This is a genomic window from Nonlabens marinus S1-08 (genome assembly GCF_000831385.1).
Taxonomy (GTDB): Bacteria; Bacteroidota; Bacteroidia; order Flavobacteriales; family Flavobacteriaceae; genus Nonlabens; species Nonlabens marinus.
In genome coordinates this window covers 1,009,347-1,028,738 of the sequence record NZ_AP014548.1, presented here as the reverse complement: position 1 = coordinate 1,028,738, position 19,392 = coordinate 1,009,347, and the positions used below count along the sequence as shown (strand labels likewise).

Sequence of the window (19,392 nt, the reverse complement as noted above, 5' to 3'; positions counted from 1 at the left end):
GGATTAAACAGTTTCTTTAATCAGATTTAATATACTTTTATCATATTTTACGATTATCATTCTTAAATCATGAAAATAAAGGTACCTTGATGAAAAACAGAACACTATTGGTCTTGAATTTGATAGCAAAGAGATGGTGGGAATAGCGAAATTAACATGTTGTTTTTTTCTAGGTATTTATTGTTTTGAGCAAGTTTGAAAATTTAATTTAATTACCATGAGTGTTGCTGAATCTTTCAATGTTTCTGATTATCAAAGGGTAAAACACCTAGCAGAATTGGATCTTGATTATCAAGAACTTCAAGCAGAGTTTGAAGACTTGACGCGCCTTGCTACCTCCATTGCTGGAACTGAAACTTCATTTGTAAACCTTATAGGCGCTCATTATCAATGGACGGTAAGTGGTGACGACAAAGTCAAATCTGTCCTCAGAGAAGAGACTGTTTGTACTTATGCCATACAAGAATCCGAATTTTTAAAAATTCCCAGACTGGATCAAGATCCTCGGTTTTCTGATAAGGATTTTGTGAAGGGAGAAAATGGTCTGAAGTTTTACCTAGGGATTCCATTAAGAATGAACAATGAGGCTGCTGTAGGGGCACTTTGCGTCATAAGCAAGAATGAAACGGAGTTAAGCAGTATTCAAATAGATCAACTGCGCATCATTGCGGGAGAAATTGTAAAAAGGCTAGAATTGAAACTCCTGTTAAAAAGGTCTGAGAAAAAAGTAGAAAAAGCTGTGAAGATAAAGGAAAGACTAGCTCACGACATACGTGGACCTATAGGTGGTATTGTACAGCTGCTGGAAATTGCCCAGGAAGTCATCGACAGTAAAGACGAAGTACTGGAAATTTTGACTATGGCGAGGAGCAGCGGTAAAGATTTACTGATTCTTGCAGAGGATATATTAAACGAGACTATAGAGGATCACAAACAGAAAGAAAAAAACTTTACCCTAGGGTCATTTAAAGAAAAGTTACTATCTCTATATAAACCCCAAGCGCAAAGCAAGGGAGTTCAATTTTCAGTAAACTTTACGGGAGAGCAGGCTGATATGTTTTCTAAAAAAGGCTTGTTACCTATTTCTGGAAACCTGATTTCCAATGCTATTAAGTTTACTCCACCAGAAGGTAGCGTGTCAGTATGCTTAAAGATTGAAAAAAAGAATGATAAAAAAGAACTTATCATAATAGTATCTGATACGGGATTAGGTATGTCTAAAGAGCAGCTAGATCAACTTACAATAGGTGAGTTTGCTTTGAATGAGGTTGTATCAAAAAAAGGAACTGAGGGAGAGAAAGGGTTTGGCTTAGGTTTAAGGCTGGTAATGGATCTCGTAAATGAGATGAATGGCACACTTGAAGCATCATCTACTCTAGGTACAGGGACAACTATAACCGCTCGCTTACCCTTGTAATTGAAGGGGTCTCAATATAAACTACAAGCCGGTTCTTTTGAATATTAGTTAAGTGTCGTATCGTGCAAGTCATTAGACCTAAAGCCTAATTTTTTAAAGAACCAATAAGTTTTATAAGCCCCCTGAAAAACGACAAAACAAAACCCCAATCTATCATGATTGGGGTTTTGTTTGTTGCAGTAGGATTAAATGAATGGAAGGTGGTAAGGGCATCTCTTTCAATTTATCCCACAAAAAAGCCGTTCATTACTGAACGGCTTTTTGCTCCTCCTCTTGGGCTTACCGCATCAAGTGCGGCACAGGCTTCTCGCTCAAGATGTTGCACAAAAAAACCAGCCGGATGGGCTGGTTTGTTTTGCTCCTCCTCTTGGGCTCGAACCAAGGACTGAGTTATCCCAATTTCATTAGGTATATTATGTGTTAGATTAAAAAGGTATCCGTATTGTGCTTTTGATATAGTTAATTGAGTGTTTAATGCACCTCTGGAAATAGCATATTACAAACACTAATCTCCTTTTTTGTGTTTGTGGGGCTTCAAAGACGGGTTATTTTTTGGAGTTTCTTTATTATCTCTTTGACGTCTGTCTGGTTTTCCTGTGGATTTAGCGATTTTTTTTGGCCCTGGTTTGATTCCCATAACGTGTCTGATTAATTTAAAACTTGGTAAGAAAGGTATTTAAAATATTAGTAAAACGCTACAAAATATGTAACTCTTTAATTTTTTAGGATTAGTATAGATTATACCATAATTTTCTTGTTTTAATTTTTATTACAAAAATGTTATGCCAAATCCAGAAACAGTACAGCAATCCCAATCATTTAATCTTGATAAGGTCATCTATAACGACGATGATTTTGCAATAGCCGTAGGAGTGCGATCAGGTGAAGATAAAATTTGTTTAGCAATGAGATGGAATGGAGATGAGAATGGAGCAGGTTTTCCTTTCGCAGGGAAGCATCCTTTATGGCTGTCTCTTCCTAGTGATTTGACTCAAACTTTTTTATTAGGATTGCTACAAAAGCAGTCCTTGACTGAAGATAGTTATCTTTCGATACTTGACTACTTAAGAGGTGTTGAAATTATTTTACCAAATCATTCATAATTAAATGATGATTTATTGGTATAGGTATAAAAGATTTCCATCTGTGTTTATGTAGCCTACGGAATAAATATACTTTGCTATTCCCTCGTTTCAAAAAGACTTCAAAAATTATTCCCTATTATTCAGCTATTGCAAATTCAATAGAGTGCTATCATAGCTTTAACCAAGGGGTCAGATATCAATTTGTATTAGGTTTAAAACTGCACCTGTATTGTGTTACTAATTTTTTATGTTCCTTAAAATTGCAAGTTTTCTGATCTGAAAGAAAAGTGAATTAATATCATTTTGAACTCTATAAAGATTGAATAAAATAACATTTTTGACACTTTAAAGAGGTTATAATCACGATAACCCTTTTGTCTAAGTAATTATTCTGGTAGAAATAATGATGGCATTGAAATAAAAATAGATCTTATTTACCTAGATAGTTAACCATGTTGTTCATCCGGGTAACTTTAAAATCTATATTTGAATCTTAAATAAGTTAAACTCTGAGAATTTCTACTAATAGTTCAAGCAAATGCAAACCGTTCTTAAGGTGGACTGGTTCGAAAAAGTGGTTTGTCAAAGAGCAGCTTGAAAAATTTTTGCCAAAATCTTACAATAACTACCATGAGTGTTTTTTGGGTAGCGGAGCTGTTTTTTTCTCTTTAACACCTAAGAAGGTTTCGTTTCTTTCGGACAGTAATACTGAGTTGATAGAAACTTACTTACAGATCAGAGATAACCTCGATCAAGTAATCAATTCCTTGAAAAAACTTAAAAACACGGAGATTGACTACTATAACATCAGGGCTAAAAAATACCGGACTCCACATACTAGGGCTGCAAAATTTATTTATCTAAATCGTTGCTCTTTCAATGGTATTTATCGTGTTAATAATAGAGGCACATATAATGTGCCATATGGTAAAAGGTCAAACGTAGATATTTTAACACTCCCTAACCTGAAACAAGTTAGTCTCGCTTTAAAAAAAACAATTATCAAATCTTGCGATTTCAATGAATCAATAGACTCAATAAATGAAGGTGATTTGGTTTTTTTAGATCCACCCTATACTATTGCGCACGAAAACAATGGCTTTATTGAATACAATCAAAAACTTTTCTCTTGGGACGACCAACTTGCTTTAAAAGAGTTTTGCATGAGAATAAATGAATTAGGAGCTTACTTTATTCTGACCAATGCTTATCACAAGTCTATTCTTGATCTTTATGAGGGCCTAGGTGAAAAAGCTAAGGTTTCCAGACTTAGTCAAGTTGGAGGAAGAAATAAAACTAGAAGAACATACAACGAATTAGTCGTATACAATACTAGAAATTAGATGAATGATTTTTCGTTGAAAATTTCCATAATAAGTGATCTTCACTGCCATCACAGTAGTACGAAGGAAAAAGAGACTTATTTGACCTCAGATATGCTGAGATCCCCAGTAAATGATCATCCAGTAGAGAGCTTAATTAAGCTTATTGAAAAAGATCAACTTTCAACTGATCTTACATTATGCCCTGGAGATTTCACCAATAGATCTGACCAACAAGGATTTATCTCAAGCTGGGACTTCGTCAACGAAATTCACAATTGCTTAAAAGGGAAAGATTTAATTGCAACTTTAGGCAACCATGACGTTGATTCGCATGAGAAGATTTCTAATTATAATTTAGAAGTAGCCAAGGGTATTAAAAAAGATTTTCCGTTGAAAAATGATGGTGACAGAGACACATTATGGTCAAAAGGTTGCGTGTTTGTTGAGAGCGAAAACTTTAGAATATTGGTGATTAATAGCGCACACTTCCATTATAATAAGGAACATGCTGTTGGTGGAAAAGTAGATTCTAATCTACTAGATTATGTTGAGGAATATTTGAATGAAATAAATGATGATAAAATTTTTATAGCGCTATCTCATCATCACCCAACCAATCATTCACGTCTTGGATTGGGTGAACATGACATAATTGTAAACGGCACTGAGCTTCTTGAATTGTTAGGTAAACACTCTTGCGATTTGTTTATTCATGGACACAAACATGATGCCTTTCTAAGATATCATAATTTGACTGAATCAAATGGAAGAATCCCAATACTTTCATCAGGTAGCTTTTCAGCTACCAGTAACACTATTTATACTGGGCGTAGAAATCATTTTCATATGATAGATATTGAAAAGAAAAACAAGGTTTGTTATGGAAGAATAACCACATGGACTTTTATGCCAAAAAATGGTTGGAAATTAATGCACGACGACGGTGGATTTGATACATATACTGGTTTCGGATGTAACAAAAACATTCAGGAAATAGCTAGTGATATAATTTCGGTAGTTGGAAAATCTGTAACCTACAAATGGGAAGATATAACTACCAAGCTTCCTGAAGTTAATTATTTAATACCCATTGAGGCGGAGAAATTAACTAACCTTTTGAAAAGTCAAGGGTTTTTAATTGCGCCACCATTATCTCAATCCCCTACTATAATAAGCAATGTAAAAGCAGTTATATGAAGAATGAAAATTTTTATACTGCTTACAACGCTCGTCATCTGGCCCCAAGGGAGGTTGCAAAAACATTTATTTGGTCTGAAAGTTTTGCCCAACTTATTCAAAACAATCATTCCGTTATTCTTGGAGCAAGAGGATGTGGAAAGACTACATTGATGAAGATGCTTACCGTTCCTGCATTACATTCTTGGGAATTGGATAGCAGAGCTGAAGATGTGAGAACAAATATCCCATTTTATGCAATTTATGTTTCTACAGACATATATTGGAATGTAAAAAACCAAACGTACGGCAATCAACTAAAGCGTTATAAAGGGTTATCTGAAAGAGTATCCCATTTTTCGGTGAATAGCAATGTTTTTACATCCATCTGTGACACTTTTCTTAACATTTTGTCATTAGAATTAAAAGATAATAGTGAAGAGAAGGAAATAGAACTTTGTAGATGTTTAATTAAAGCTTGGAAGTTAGAGTCAACAATTCCAAAGATTATTTATGTCAAAGAAGCTTTAATCCAAAGAGTCGATGAAGTAAATCAAATGATTCAAAAGATTATTTTTAATTCTTCCGATTCAGAGGTGTTTGATTTGCCAGAGTATTTCAATTTATCTTTTGACTCCTCACTAGAGTCAATTATCCCTCAATTCGAGAGAATTTACGATCTTAATAAGATAAATAAAATTAAGAAATGGGCTCTTTGTTTTGACGAACTAGAGTTCGCACCTATTTGGCTACAAAATCAACTTTTTAGCAGTTTACGGAGTCGTACACAATACTTATTGTATAAGTTAAGTGCAAGTCCAATACTACCATCAGAGCTTGAAAAATCACTTATGTCTGACTACAGTCCTTCAGTTGATAATGACGTAACAATGATTAAAATGTGGGACTCAACGGATAAAGAAGAGTTTTCGAAAAAGATAATTCAATCATTTTTAAACGACGCCACTGATCCGACGGATTTTTTTGGAACTAATGAAATCTATAATAAAACTCATTATAGCTATGAAAAAGGAAGTCGATTCTATAAAGAACTTTTAGAACTAATTAGTAAGGATGACTCGTTCAAATCTTTTCTCATTAGTAAGAAAATAGATGTCACCAATCCATTATTCACTGAAAATAATCAAAAAGACGTTCTGTTTAGAAAAATTAAACCTATTGTTTATTTCAGGAATGCCTTCATTAAAACAAACAAAGACTCTATAATCACTAAGCGGAGTAGAAAAAGTTCATCTGAATTATATTACGGAATTGAGGTATTGTTGAAAGTGTGTGAAGGAAACCCAAGATGGCTAATTGGTATTATTAGTCAATTGCTGTCTAAAACAGGAGGTTCTAAACCATCAAAAGAATCTCAGTATCAGCAATTGTTTGAGTCTGCAGTTCGTTTTAAAAATGTAATAGCAAATATTCCTGTCGGATCAAGTGATAACACGGTCGATGATCTAATGGAAAGAATTGGACTTTTCTTCTCAAATGAAGTTTTGGGTAAAGAATTTCAAATGGACCCTAGAGGAACGGTCTTTATCGATGATAAGGCAATTTTAAGCTACCCTGATATATCCAATATTATAGAGAAGGCAGCAGCACAAGGAGCGTTAATTTTAGTAGGTTCACAGAATAACTCTTTTGATTTCAGAGTCAACGGTAAGCGTTTCAAAATCTCTTATTTATTCTCCATACTATATAATCTTCCTTTAAGAAGATTTAATGAAGTTAATTTGAGCAAGTGTTTAAAAGGAGTCAACGGACAAAACTCTGGTCAATTTACTTTTCCATTTAAATAATCTAGAATGAAATTAAGTTACGGCAAACAAATTGAAATTGATAGACTCTCTGAAGTGACTATCGACATTCTCATATTTGCCAAAAATCATGAAGAAAGAGCACTCACAGCATTTAATTATATATCGGCAAAAACCGATGTTCTTAATGCAATAGCTTTTACTTATGATGACAACACCATTCCAATAGAGGGAATTAAATTTATACATATTGATAATCAGGTTGACATCATTTCTTTTTTGGATGAGTCCATTTTGGATTCTGATTTAACATCTTTAAATATTTTGGTAGATTATTCTTGTATGACGAAACCATGGTATTACACTATAATATTATACCTGAGTCAAAAGAAATTAAATCAACAGGAGCTCAATCTTTATTTTGTTTATACTCCATCAAAGTATAGTAAACCCATGGCTCCAAAGCCAAATACGGTAATAGCTCCCTTGCCAGGCAAGTATGTTGTACCAACGAATAAGCCTAAGGCTTTGATAGTATGTTTAGGTTATGAACAAAATAAAGCACAAGGAATAATAGAACACTTGGATCCCAAAGTTTGCTATATATTTTATTCAAAGCCTGCTTTAGACGATGCGTTTGTTAAAACAATAGAAGAAAATAATAGGGAATTAATCGATCACAATAGTAATGTGATCACATTTCCTTTAGACGATTTAATAGTCATTGAGAGGGAGTTAGTTTCCTTATATCATTTTCTAAGAAAGGATTACAGCATTATTATTGCTCCATTAGGACCAAAACCGTTCACCTTTATGGCTATGTTATTGTCTATAAAATATACTGACATTGATATTTGGCGTGTTGGCTCGGGATCTGATATCAATGAATACGAGAGAAAGCCTGTATCTAACAGTTCGTTTATTGTTAGCTATGTCAATTTTACAGCAAACTGATCTTCACCAGTTCTTACTATTAATTAAGCCTATTAGTATCGACTAACAGGCTTCTATTATTTTTTGATATAGTCTATCTTTTTTTCATAGACTCAAAGCTCCCAGTATGACTGGAAACTATTATTTTATGATAGCCCTGTGAGTAGAAAAGTGTCATTATATTATTTTTTGATAGAGTCTATATGTTTTTTTAATATAAATGGAAAACGTAGGTAGGGTAAGTTGTTTTGTGTGTTCATCCTTTAAAATCTATAAAATAAAAAGCCCCATTAAAATTAATTAACAGGGCAATTAGTTATTAGGTTTACTCCTTAAATATTCAAACAGATCCTTTTGTAGAACTTCTTTCTCCTCTGCATATCCTAGCTATACATGATTTGCTTATGTCCGTTGATCTGCTGGCTTCCGCAATGGATTCAAACTCATTAATTCAGTTACCATCAAGATCCAGTTGGATTACTTTTTTCCTTCTCTTATCATCTGGAAACGGTAAGATCTTAACCTGATCATAACTTCATAAACATCCTGCGAATTCATAATTCACTGACAAAGCAGCTCTTGATATGTCTTGTTTGCTTGCACTACATGCACTAGCTGCACTATTAAGATCAGGAAACTCCTTTATCAATTGACGTGATCTAATATCATATTGATAAACGGTCTTTTTAAACCCACCACCTTCATCTGAATTATATCCGTCAACTTTTGAATTGTACTTCTGAATCCAGTACTTCTCTTTTTTAGCTAATTCATTTATAAACTCTGAAGTATCTATGGTTTGCCATATGAAGGCTTCAGGACCGTAGGTCCTGATTGCCTCATATAGTTTACCTTTTTGACCTCTTTCCGCTCTTTCTAAATGGTCTATTTTTCTTTGCTTAATAGAATTTCTAGTAGCTCCAACGTAAACCTTACCTTCTATAGCATTGTACGCCTGATAAACAATTAGTCTTCTGATCTCTTCCATTGATAAACCCCATTTTCGTTTTCTAGGACACCCTGTTTAAACAGTCTCATTGCATAATCTTTGACGGATCTGGTACTCCATCCAAATTGTTTTTCAAAAATTACAATAAGCATTTTTAAAGGGAATCTTTTAGACTTATTAGTTCTAAAAAATTTTATCATTTCTTGCTCACGATCTGATTTTCTGCCATCTGTGCGACTCAATAAATCATCCTCGTCACAGGTACCTATCTGATTAATTATCTTATCAGAGTCTATTTCAAACTCATGTGATAATTGATCATCAACCGAAGCATATCTAGAAACAACATCTTTGAAGTAACGATGACCTTTACTACTTCTTGCTATACCAATTGCAAAATCTATTTCTTGAGCAAAAGTGCTACTACCTTTTATTCTATCCATAGTTAAATTTCTATCTTTCATTTTATGAGTATGGTGTATACAAATCAAAGTAACTCCAGTTTCATAGGTAATAGATCTAAGATTTCTTGTAATGTATTCTGCATTACTCGAGTCTTCCAATTTTTTGGTATTCAATCTAGTAATACTATCAATAACTACAACTTCAGCTTCTGATTCAATTATCAGTTCTTTAATCAAAGTTCAGTGATCTTCTGAACAAATATGATTAGGAAAGTCGAGTTGTTGATACCTATAATTAGTATTGAAAAGATCTTTTTCTTCATCGTTCAACGTACTAGATTGATCAACATTACGAGATACTCTTTCAGCTCAGAATTCTTCCAATCCAATAAAAAGTGTTCTTTTAGGAATTCCTGAGAGCTTAGAGTCTAAAAAGCTTTTTCTGCCAACAGCAATTGACATTGCTAAGTTTTCCGAAAAAATACTTTTACCACTTTTAGCTGGTCCAAAAATTATCCCGAATGATTTTTCTTTTATTCCTCGGAATAGGAATTCAGTCTTTGGCCTTGTTTTAAGTGCTTCTTGCATTTCTGCAAATGACACTGATTTCATTCATGATTTATTCATAAAATTAGTTTTAATATAATTGCTTCGTTGCAATTATGGCCCAAAGGTAAATCTAGTTTTAGCTACCCATAGGTATGAATAAAGTGATACCCTGAATCAAAACATAAAGAAATCATCATTTTGAAACAGATCTTCTAGCTCATTTGCTGCATTAACCTGTGATTTTTCTCCGTGTTTACTCCCAAAATCTGAAATGAGACTAGCAACCCCTTTCACATCAGAATAGCTCCCCTCATCATTTAAATATGTAGTAGTGAACTGTAAAAATCTAGCCAGCTCAGCATTAGATATGCTACGCCTAAGAATGTTTCTTTCCCTCAACACACAAAATAAATATGTTAATGTGGACCGGTTCAAATTAAAATCCATTTTCATCAAGTTTTTTGGATATGGATTTTTAACGTACTCAGATAATACGTCATTCAAGGATGATATAGCTGATGTTAATTGATTTGTAAGAAGCTCATCTTTTTTGAATAGACTATCCGCGTTATAAATAATATCCTGCAAATGAGAAATCATGTTGTTAGCTAGATGAGAGATGTTTTCAGCAGTGTAGTTTAAGTTTGATTTAATTTGTTCAAAGAAGTAGAATTCTCCACTTGCTCTTTCAGAGTCTATAAATCGAACAATTGTTTCCCTCAAAGTAATTTCATCGTAAATCACCTCACCAGTATCATCAAGAAGAGATCTTTCAATTAAAGCATCCAACGAATATTCTGTCCCATTGAATTCTTTATATCTATTTTGAGTATCATTTTTTAAAAAAGATGCTACTAATGAGTCGTACTTCTGAGCATTACTAAATTCAGAGAATGGTAGTATCATAGACTTGATTTACACATGATGCATTACTTGTTTTCTAAAATAGTGCAAGTAATGCATATATCTAGCTAGTCGTTTTCAGTGGTTTTATTGATAAAGCAGAAACCTTCTAAAAAGTTTGCATCAAAATACAGCATAACTGCTACTAAACAATCTACATAATGTCAAAGTGGAAATAGTGGTATGCTAGTCCTGATATTATATAGACGGTAATTAAATCTTTGGTAACCTTCACGGATGAAACCACCAAGATTTGATTTGACGAATACAAGCCTATTGGTCGAATAACTTGTACACGAAAAGGACAAATAAGCTCCACTAATCTATTCGTCTTAGCCACAATCAAAATGCTATTAGGGGAGCTGTATTTCAATATTTCAGCAATCTGTTCATCCGTCATTTTGGTGATAAAGGCTATGTGTATTTAATCAAGATACCAACTGTGAGTACCTTTTTCCATGCTTTTTCCCAGGTGTTTGACCAATTCAAAACAGTTGGCGTTACGTTGAAAACTGCGATCAATGTAAGATGACTTGTTGGCAGCTGTCATTAAATTGTACAATGACCACAAGGTTATAGACCCATCAGATTCTTTTGCAAAGTTCTTATCCGTATAATAATCTTTTACAATAGTAGAAGCTTGACTTTCTGACAGAGTACAGTTCATCACATCAGGATTTTTTGAACGATCTAAATAGGGCAGCATTCTCAATTTTCCAACCAGTAATGAAAACTGCTTTTCAGACAGCTTATGTTCTATGAGCTGTTCCATATCAAGCAACTGTCTTTGAGCATCAAAGCTGTTAATTAAATCTGATGCCTTTTCTCCCAATTCCTCTAAACTTGATACCCGTACAGAATCCATCAAACCATCTGTACTGATGCATAAATTGGTGCACACCCAATTTTTAAATCCTATGAACAACTTGAATTTCTCCATGGACTTACTGCTATAGAGGTTTTCTTGATTATAGGCTCTAACACCACCAATACTTAGTGATAACTTGCTATTACCAATCACCTGATAAATATCAGGGATATCTATTGTAAATGCGCATCTCTCATAGTATCTAGTCTTTTCGTGCTCAAAGAGATCCTTAACTGATTTACCAATAGCACCAGGCACCCTTCCTTTAATGACATGACTAACTCTTACGGAAGCATCATTCACATGGTAATCAGGTAAGGAGTTTCTAACGCTCTGATTGACCTTATCAATAAATTGAAAATGGCTTATCGTTGTTTCATTGTCTTTGGTGAAAACTGGAACAATGCAATCATCTCTCAGATGTTCCAAAGTGACCACCTCTGTATTAGCCACTATAAAATCATTTCCAATGTGATTATGTTCTTCAATCACCATTTCCAAAGGCTTAGGGTTGTATTCTATTAGATTATTCATTTTACGATTTGATTTGGGTTAATAATATTTGAGTTTTCACTGGCTTTTTCAATGGATTGAAGGATCTCCTTCTTTCTAAGACTAAGCAAAGGGATTATTATGCTATGGTGGTTTTTGTAACTATCATATATTGTCTTTAAATCTGCTTCTGTTCTAGCTGATTGGATTTCCTTTTTGATTTCATCCAGTGATTTACCTGTATTACACCAATTCTTCAACTTTTTGCCAGTTGCTGAATTAATCACAAACTCAGGTTTATCCATAAACAGACCAGTCCTATCCTTTGAAACGCTAACCAAGTGTTTATCATTGATCAACTCAAAGTTTACAGTCAATTCATATTCAAAACCTTCACGAGTAATTTCCTTTGTTCCGTGCTTTATGACTGTGGTTCTACCATTGCCATTTGTATCCAATGAATAATCTATTTTCCTCCTTACAGTCGTTATAATGTGAGCTGTAGAATTCAATATTTTATCAATGAACGATTGATGTCTAGGGGAAACCTTTGCCCAATCTTGAAACCGTCCACCCAATTTTTCGTGAATGCTCAAGCAACCTCCAGCACCTTGCCATTCGTGAGTGATACTATCAACGATAATGACCTCCATGCCTTGTTCTTCACATATAGTGATAGCTTCTATGTATCTCTCTGGAGAATAAGGCTCATTTAGAGTTAATACGTTGTAGTCACCTAGATGAGAGTATAAACTGGCACTATTGTTCTCCGTATCAATAACACAGATTTTTGACCAATTTTCTGTTATTCCATAAGCTAACAGTAGTGCTGACATTGTTTTGCCAAATCCAGAAGCTCCACTTAATCCTAAGCGTAGTTTCACTTGATGCCTTTCGGCTTTAATTAATTTCATTTTGTTGAGTTTTTAGCATAAGAAAAGAGCCCCTCAATAGAAAGGCTCTTGATTTACAATTAATAGGTTGTTTCTAATACACTACTTCAGGTGAAGCAACTTGTTCGTTGATTATGGTGTCATTTTCATCAACATACTCATAGCGGTGTGACAAGGTTATCACCTCATCTGTTCCTGCCACTGTATATTCATAAGGCTCTACCGTTACCTTCTTAACACTACCTTCAATCTGCTGACCAACAAGTGACTTGCACATAGCTTCATCAAATGTGCTAGACACACTCGCAGTTTTTGCAGTGAAGTAAGTTTTGCCTGTTGATTTGCTCTTCTCGGCTTGAAGCCCTCCTTGGACAATCAAAATGTTGAATGACTCTCCGTTTTCTTTTTCAATTGTTTTGTAATCTGTAATCGTTACCATGGTTTTAATTATTTAAGATTTTTGGCGGGGATTATTCCCTTTTATTAAAAAGCATGGGGGTGATTTGTGAGTTGGTGAACGGTGAGAGTTTCAAAAAAAATCTAGAAAAAAAATCAGAAAAAATTTAAATGAGTTTCCAATGCAAGGTGTATACCAATTGAATATTGAGTTCTTGATACTATATTGTCATTTAAATCAGTAATCTTTTGAAGAATTTAAGAGCTCTAGATTTAGATGGTAACCTTATCCATATTGACATGGTGGATAAGAATCAGAAATCTATTTATACATGTTGCAATTGCAATGAACAGCTAATTGCAAAAAAAGGAAAGGTAGTTTCCCATCATTTCGCTCATAAACATGAAGGCAACTGCAGCTATGAATCATATCTCCATAAAGTAAGTAAAATTCATTTTTTCAATTCTTATAGGCAATGTCTGAGTAAAAAGGAGCCTTTCTATATTGAATATCTAGTTGATATGACTTGTTTTTCTTGTGCCCATCACGACATTTCATGTAAAACGCATCATGTCACAAAGAAGTTTGATTTGACCAAGGTATTTGATATTGTACAAATTGAGAAAGGAATACAAGGATCAATTGCTGATATTTTACTATCATCATCCAGAAAGCCGAACGAATATTTAGCACTTGAATTTGCTGTCACCCACAAATGTGATGACACAAAAATAAACAAGGGGTTTAGGATTGTAGAAGTCAACCTAAGTGATGAAGCAGATTTATCTTTCATAAATTCTAGACGTATGAAATTAAAAAATGAAAACCTTTACTTTTATAATTTTCAAGCTAAAGAGACCTCTAAAAAGATATATAACCCAAAGTACTGTTTTCGTAAGTTCGGATTTTTTAGAGTTTTTGAAGATAATAGTTACTCTACCGCTGTTTCAAAAATGTCCGAGATAGAGTCGTTAATCACGGATAAAAATTTGAAGCATTATAAAGTTTACGATAGAAGACTTGGTTTCACTGAAGTATCTGAAAAGTTCAAAAGTCTAGTCAGCTCATTCGGTAAAACTGATAGCTCATTCAAGAATTGTGTGGCATGTAGATTCGCTTTTAAGAAAACCTATGATGGATATTGGTGCAACAAGCACAAAAAAACCATTGAATCTCTTAATGAAGCTAATAGTTGCTCCAATTTTTGGTTGATAAATTGAATCAAAGTCCGTGCGTACTTATCATGCTATAGTTTTAAACAGCTTGAACCCTCCTTTTTCGAATCTATTTAATTTGGCAAATAAAACTTGGCCAATTCCTTACTTACCTGTTTATTTAAAATTTTACCATAACTCTGTTCAGTTATCGTAATACTGGAATGTCCTAATAGCTTTTGAACAATTTCCATGGGAACATCATTATAAAGAAGTACGGTTGAGGCAAACGTTTTTCTAGCTGTGTGGTGAGTTAACCTTTTATTTATATCTAAGATGACTGCAATCTCCTTTAAATAGCTATTGAAACGTTGATTTGAAAGTTTAGGTAAGCTATTGTTACTGTAAAAATCTAAATCAAGTAGTACACGATTTGCTTTTGGAAGTAAAGGGATAGATATAGTTTTGGAGGTTTTCAATCTGGTTATGATGATCCAGTCCTTACCATCAAATCCTTTTTGAATGTGTGTTCTATTCAATGCTGTCATTTCTGCATATGCAAGTCCAGAATAACAACAAAATATGAATAACTGCCGTACTAAATCAAGTCTGCTTTGAACCAAAGTAGTATCCTGAAAAATTACAAGCTCTTCAGGTGTCAAGAAAACAATACGATTTGAAACTGTTTTAGTTTTGTAGTCTGCAAATGGATCTTTTGGTAACAACCCTTGATTAACTGCTGCCTTAAATGGTTTTCTAAAACGTTGAATCGTTTTATTGATAGTTATTTGCTTCTGATTTTTTGTCACCTTAAGCCAATACTCAAATTCCTCTAGAAAGGAAATATCTAGCTTATCAATAGCTGTGTTTTTTATAGTCTCTAATTTTACAAATTGAGCAACATGGTCTTTGATATATTTGAATTTTTTCCACGTTGACAACTTGATATCCTTGTCAATAAGCTTTTCTAGCTTGTTTACGTAGGTATCGTAGAATTCTGTTACGCTTATGGCTGATTGCCTATTAACACCTTTATATCTATCGTAAATAGCATTTATATTAATCAGCTGGGATTCCAATTGCAGTTCTAATTCAATTCTTTGCAGTTTAGAAGATATGGTTTGCAGCAATCCATTTTTGGCAATATGATCTACATCACCTTCTGTCACAGTCTGATCATCTTTAGACCAGTTACTGGGATCTATAAATATTCCTGTAGAGAACTTCTTTGATGCTTTATTGAAGGAGATAATGCAGCGGATGGGGCAATAACCTCTTTTATTTTGTTTGCTGAGGACTGCAAAGAATCGGATGTAAAGTTTAGTGTGTTTCATGTCTAATTATTTGATTGTTAATAATTTGACACAATACAGAAGGGTAGACTAAAATTAATTAGAGGGTATCCTTATTGTTACCTTATTTAGAGCTAAAAGCCTATTTCTAATGAACTGATCGTTTTGTAACTTACTGAAAACCAGTAAAAACAAAAATCCCAACCATTGCTGATTGGGATTTTGCTCCTCCTCTTGGGCTCGAACCAAGGACCCTCTGATTAACAGTCAGATGCTCTAACCAACTGAGCTAAGGAGGACTGTGATAAACACAAACTCAAGCTATTTGCTTAAGCGAGGGCAAATATAATACGTTTTCAAATTTGAGCCAATATTTTCAGTAAAAAAATCAAAGGCTTTTTTTACTCAAACAACCAGCGGTAGATATCATTCCCGTTAGCATACACCATCAATGCCAATAACAATAAAATCCCAATGATCTGAGCACGTTCTAAAAACTTATCGCCAGGCTTACGGCCGGTAACGATTTCATACAATAAGAACATCACGTGACCACCATCCAGTGCAGGAATAGGCAAAATATTCATAATCGCAAGTATAAAGGATATCAATGCGGTAGTTCTCCAGAAACCAACCCAGTCAAAGGTATCTGGATATAGTTTTGCGATGGTTCCAAAACCTCCCAGTTGTCCTGCACCTTTTGAAGTAAAGATGTATTTCATTTGTGCGATGTAGTCATACATGATCCAGTAGCCCATAGAAACACCTTCAACCAGGCTTTCTCCAACTGCATATTTCCGTTGCTTAATATTCACTATATCTCTGATGGATTCAGCTCCTTTAGTATAAATACCAAAGCCTTTTTCCAGCTGGGATTCTGACAAAGTAATTTCAAGGTCTTTTTGCTCGCCATCCTTACTCACAGTCGATAGTATAAAAGGAACATTAGGTTCGATTTTATTGTTCACAGCATAGGAAAGATCTGTCTGATACTCGATGGGATACCCTGCGACAGAAATAATATCAGCTCCTGCATTGATACCCAGAGAATCGACTAGGCTATTTACACCTATAGAATCTACAACAAAAGGATACCTGTATTGAAGTCCCGGACTAACCCCAGCGTCGAATATTTTATCATCTGTCCCCTCTGGCACCGCTATTTCTACCAGTTCGCCATCACGCAGCACAGTCACAGTTTCTACATCCCTAAAAAGGATTTGGCGCGTTAGCATTTGTGCTTGTGGCAGCGTGTCACCATTGACTAGTAACGGATTATCTCCTTGTTGAAACCCGATATCCTCCAATACTTTTGGAAAACCGAATCCATATTTGAAATCGTCACCGGTAGCAATTTGTGTTCCCTGCGTATAAAGCAAACCAGCGCAAATCACAAAACCTACAATCACATTGACCACGACACCACCTAGCATCACGATCAATCGTTGCCAGGCCGGCTTTGATCTAAACTCCCAAGGCTGCGGTGGCAATGCCATCTGTTCCTTGTCCATGCTCTCGTCAATCATCCCGGCAATCTTGACATAACCCCCTAATGGCAACCAGCCTATCCCATATACGGTATCACCTATCTTCTTCTTAAACAAAGAAAATTTGATATCAAAAAATAAATAGAATTTCTCCACCTTGATTTTGAAAAGTCGCGCTGGGATAAAGTGACCCAATTCATGAAGAACGATGAGCAGGGACAAACTCATCAGGAAGTTTATAATTAATACAATCGTAGGATGCATGTGTTCAATCAATTTTAAAGCGGCAAAAATAAGGGATTAGGTGCTGCCAATGCAACATTCACGCATTTAACGGACGACCAATTGTTTATGAAAGATCCCTGAGACAGTTTTAACCGTCACAAAATAAATTCCGCTGGGTCGTTGCAGCTCAAAAAATGAAGCGCCAGCAACAATAGGCGAGAGCTCAAAATCTATGATTAAACGCCCTTGAAGATCCCACAACTGCACCGATTCTAGTGGCTGGTCCGACTGGATATTGAAACCACCTCGTGTGGGATTAGGATAAAGTCGCATGCGCGGTGCAGCGGCGCTAATTTCAGAATCTAGAGTGGCTGTATTTTGTTTTGAAATGATGTGCGTTTCTGGGTCGATGATGATATCGCTTACGCGAAAGGGAACTTCCACCGTAAATTCCTGCCCGTTTTGAGCAACGTCTAGCACGATTTTCATCATTTGACCATCCCCTTGCAGTTGCAACGGTACATTGCCTTCAAAAAAAGACACGCTGGGGTGACTTGTTGTTTGATTCACTGTAATTTTTACTTGCCCATTATCCTCAGGCTTAAAACGGAGCTGATACGATGGATGGCCCTCTCCATAAATCCAGTCTGCAAAAAACTCTTGTAAATCAACACCGCTGGTCTGTTCCACAATGCGGATGAAGTCTTCCGTTTTCGCGTAAGCGAATTTCAACTGGGGATCCTGCAAGTAGTTTTGCAACGCTTGATTAAAAATCTCAGTTCCCAGGCGTTGCTCTAGCATGTGGAGCACCATTGCTCCCTTGCGATAGGACAAGCGGCCGTTGAATACTCGGCTAACTGATAAGGTATCGGCAGCGGGAACGTAAACACTACCGCCATCTTGAGAAGTGATAGAATTGACAGTTGTCTCTCGCCAATTCTTAAAAGCAGAAGCTCCATCAATAACCTCAACTGATTTCCCAGTCGCATAGGTAGCAAAACTCTCATTAAGCCAGATATCTTGCCAGCTACCGCAAGTGACCAGGTTGCCAAACCATTGATGCGCCAGTTCATGAGCTATGAGATTTTGGGAAAAACTACCCATAAATGAAATGGTGGTGTGCTCCATCCCACCACCCCAGCCGAATTGGGCGTGACCGTACTTCTCCTGATCAAATGGATAGGGACCAAAGGTGTTCTCAAAATACCTCATCATAGGCAGCGTCAATTGAACAGATTGTTTTGCAGTCTCAAAATTCTCTGGATAGAAATAATTGTCGATAGGAAAGCTGCTTCGAGAGCCTTCAAAAACTTGAGTATAGGTTTGATAATTTGTTACTGCAAAAGCGATGAGATAGGCGGGAATGGGATAATTATGCTCCCAGGTAACTGTTTTGCTGCCGCCCGCAAGGGTGGTTGCGCCTTTCAGACCGTTAGCTACAGCTTCATAACCCTCTGGAACAGTGATCTCAAATGACGTTTTATCAATCTTATCATTCAAATCTTGCTTGGTAGGCCACCAGGATTTTGCCCCATAAGGTTCTGACAATGTCCAAATAATACCTATCCCGTTGTGTTGCTCCCGTGCATAACTGCCAAAACCTGTTCCTACTGGGTCACCATCGTATAACACGGATATCATCCTAGTTTCCCCTACAAGAATGGTAGTATCAAAATCAATTTGTAGCAAATCATTAGGGATATGGCTCATAGTCACGTTACCGCTATCACTAGTTATATTTCTAACATTCATACCATTAGCAAAATCAAGGTAAATGGTAGTTAAATCGCGCATTGCAGTGAATGTAAGTTTAACTTCACCTCTCAATACAGCAATATCTGGGTCAACCGTTAAACTTAATCGAACCGCTTTCAGGTCATAATTGGATTGGTCGACCAAGGCGTTTTTAGCGGGAAGATTGGGTAGAATTTTGGCTTTAGCTAGACAAGCGTCTATCCCCTGGGTTTGTAGAGAGTTTGAAACAATTTCAGGAAATTGAAAGGAGTACGCTTTCGCGAAAGCGAAAAATAGCAACATCCCTGCAAGACATTTAAAATAGAACTTCATTCCCTCATGT

17 protein-coding genes and 1 tRNA gene are annotated in these 19,392 nt (G+C 35.5%); 7 read left to right on the top strand and 11 right to left on the bottom strand.

Annotated features, from left to right (window positions below; all coding sequences use genetic code 11):
- The first annotated feature begins 217 nt into the window (after positions 1-217).
- From NMS_RS04865 to NMS_RS04840, 6 genes are all read left to right on the top strand, one after another.
- The gene (locus NMS_RS04865) at positions 218-1,417 is read left to right on the top strand and encodes a GAF domain-containing sensor histidine kinase (protein ID WP_041495694.1); all 1,200 of its coding nucleotides are present in this window, start codon (positions 218-220) and stop codon (positions 1,415-1,417) included.
- A gap of 782 nt (positions 1,418-2,199) precedes the next feature.
- Complete coding sequence (locus NMS_RS04860; protein ID WP_041495693.1) at positions 2,200-2,520, top strand: hypothetical protein; 321 nt, start codon at positions 2,200-2,202, stop codon at positions 2,518-2,520.
- 491 nt (positions 2,521-3,011) lie between these two features.
- Complete coding sequence (locus tag NMS_RS04855) at positions 3,012-3,845, top strand: DNA adenine methylase (RefSeq protein WP_052476726.1); 834 nt, start codon at positions 3,012-3,014, stop codon at positions 3,843-3,845.
- A gap of 81 nt (positions 3,846-3,926) precedes the next feature.
- On the top strand, positions 3,927-5,024 hold the full coding sequence (locus NMS_RS04850; protein WP_148311336.1) for a metallophosphoesterase family protein: 1,098 nt from the start codon (positions 3,927-3,929) through the stop codon (positions 5,022-5,024).
- Positions 5,021-6,811 carry an ORC-CDC6 family AAA ATPase gene (locus NMS_RS04845; protein WP_041495689.1) on the top strand — a complete coding sequence of 597 codons (1,791 nt, stop codon included), beginning with the start codon at positions 5,021-5,023 and terminating at the stop codon, positions 6,809-6,811. Before NMS_RS04850 ends, NMS_RS04845 begins: the two co-directional genes overlap by 4 nt.
- A gap of 6 nt (positions 6,812-6,817) precedes the next feature.
- Positions 6,818-7,723: a hypothetical protein gene (locus tag NMS_RS04840; RefSeq protein ID WP_041495688.1), complete on the top strand. Its 906-nt coding sequence runs from the start codon at positions 6,818-6,820 to the stop codon at positions 7,721-7,723.
- 514 nt (positions 7,724-8,237) lie between these two features.
- On the opposite strand, the gene NMS_RS04835 is transcribed toward NMS_RS04840, so the two are convergent.
- The 7 genes from NMS_RS04835 to NMS_RS04805 form a co-directional block, all read right to left on the bottom strand.
- Complete coding sequence (locus NMS_RS04835) at positions 8,238-8,690, bottom strand: GIY-YIG nuclease family protein (protein WP_041495687.1); 453 nt, start codon at positions 8,688-8,690, stop codon at positions 8,238-8,240.
- Positions 8,669-9,292 carry an AAA family ATPase gene (locus NMS_RS04830; RefSeq protein ID WP_041495686.1) on the bottom strand — a complete coding sequence of 208 codons (624 nt, stop codon included), beginning with the start codon at positions 9,290-9,292 and terminating at the stop codon, positions 8,669-8,671. Before NMS_RS04830 ends, NMS_RS04835 begins: the two co-directional genes overlap by 22 nt.
- Positions 9,293-9,424: 132 nt before the next feature.
- A complete protein-coding gene (locus NMS_RS04825) occupies positions 9,425-9,667 on the bottom strand; it encodes an AAA family ATPase (RefSeq protein WP_041495685.1) in 243 nt (80 codons plus the stop codon).
- Positions 9,668-9,778: 111 nt separating this feature from the next.
- Entirely contained in the window at positions 9,779-10,510 is a 732-nt protein-coding gene (locus NMS_RS04820; protein WP_041495683.1) for a hypothetical protein, read from the bottom strand.
- 421 nt (positions 10,511-10,931) lie between these two features.
- Positions 10,932-11,909: a DUF3871 family protein gene (locus NMS_RS04815; protein ID WP_148311335.1), complete on the bottom strand. Its 978-nt coding sequence runs from the start codon at positions 11,907-11,909 to the stop codon at positions 10,932-10,934.
- Entirely contained in the window at positions 11,906-12,781 is an 876-nt protein-coding gene (locus NMS_RS04810; protein WP_041495682.1) for an AAA family ATPase, read from the bottom strand. The genes NMS_RS04815 and NMS_RS04810 overlap by 4 nt, the downstream gene beginning before the upstream one ends.
- A gap of 73 nt (positions 12,782-12,854) precedes the next feature.
- Complete coding sequence (locus NMS_RS04805) at positions 12,855-13,199, bottom strand: hypothetical protein (protein WP_041495681.1); 345 nt, start codon at positions 13,197-13,199, stop codon at positions 12,855-12,857.
- 206 nt (positions 13,200-13,405) lie between these two features.
- On the opposite strand from NMS_RS04805, the gene NMS_RS13415 reads away from it, so the two are divergent.
- Entirely contained in the window at positions 13,406-14,377 is a 972-nt protein-coding gene (locus tag NMS_RS13415) for a competence protein CoiA family protein (RefSeq protein WP_052476724.1), read from the top strand.
- A gap of 68 nt (positions 14,378-14,445) precedes the next feature.
- On the opposite strand, the gene NMS_RS04795 is transcribed toward NMS_RS13415, so the two are convergent.
- The 4 genes from NMS_RS04795 to NMS_RS04780 all read right to left on the bottom strand — a co-directional run bounded on the left by NMS_RS04795 (position 14,446) and on the right by NMS_RS04780 (position 19,382).
- Positions 14,446-15,645 carry a site-specific integrase gene (locus NMS_RS04795; RefSeq protein ID WP_041495680.1) on the bottom strand — a complete coding sequence of 400 codons (1,200 nt, stop codon included), beginning with the start codon at positions 15,643-15,645 and terminating at the stop codon, positions 14,446-14,448.
- 183 nt (positions 15,646-15,828) lie between these two features.
- A tRNA-Asn gene (locus NMS_RS04790) sits at positions 15,829-15,902 on the bottom strand.
- Positions 15,903-16,004: 102 nt separating this feature from the next.
- Entirely contained in the window at positions 16,005-17,318 is a 1,314-nt protein-coding gene (rseP, locus tag NMS_RS04785) for an RIP metalloprotease RseP (protein WP_148311407.1), read from the bottom strand.
- Between the two features lie 102 nt (positions 17,319-17,420).
- Entirely contained in the window at positions 17,421-19,382 is a 1,962-nt protein-coding gene (locus tag NMS_RS04780) for a M1 family aminopeptidase (RefSeq protein WP_084217611.1), read from the bottom strand.
- Positions 19,383-19,392 lie beyond the last annotated feature (10 nt).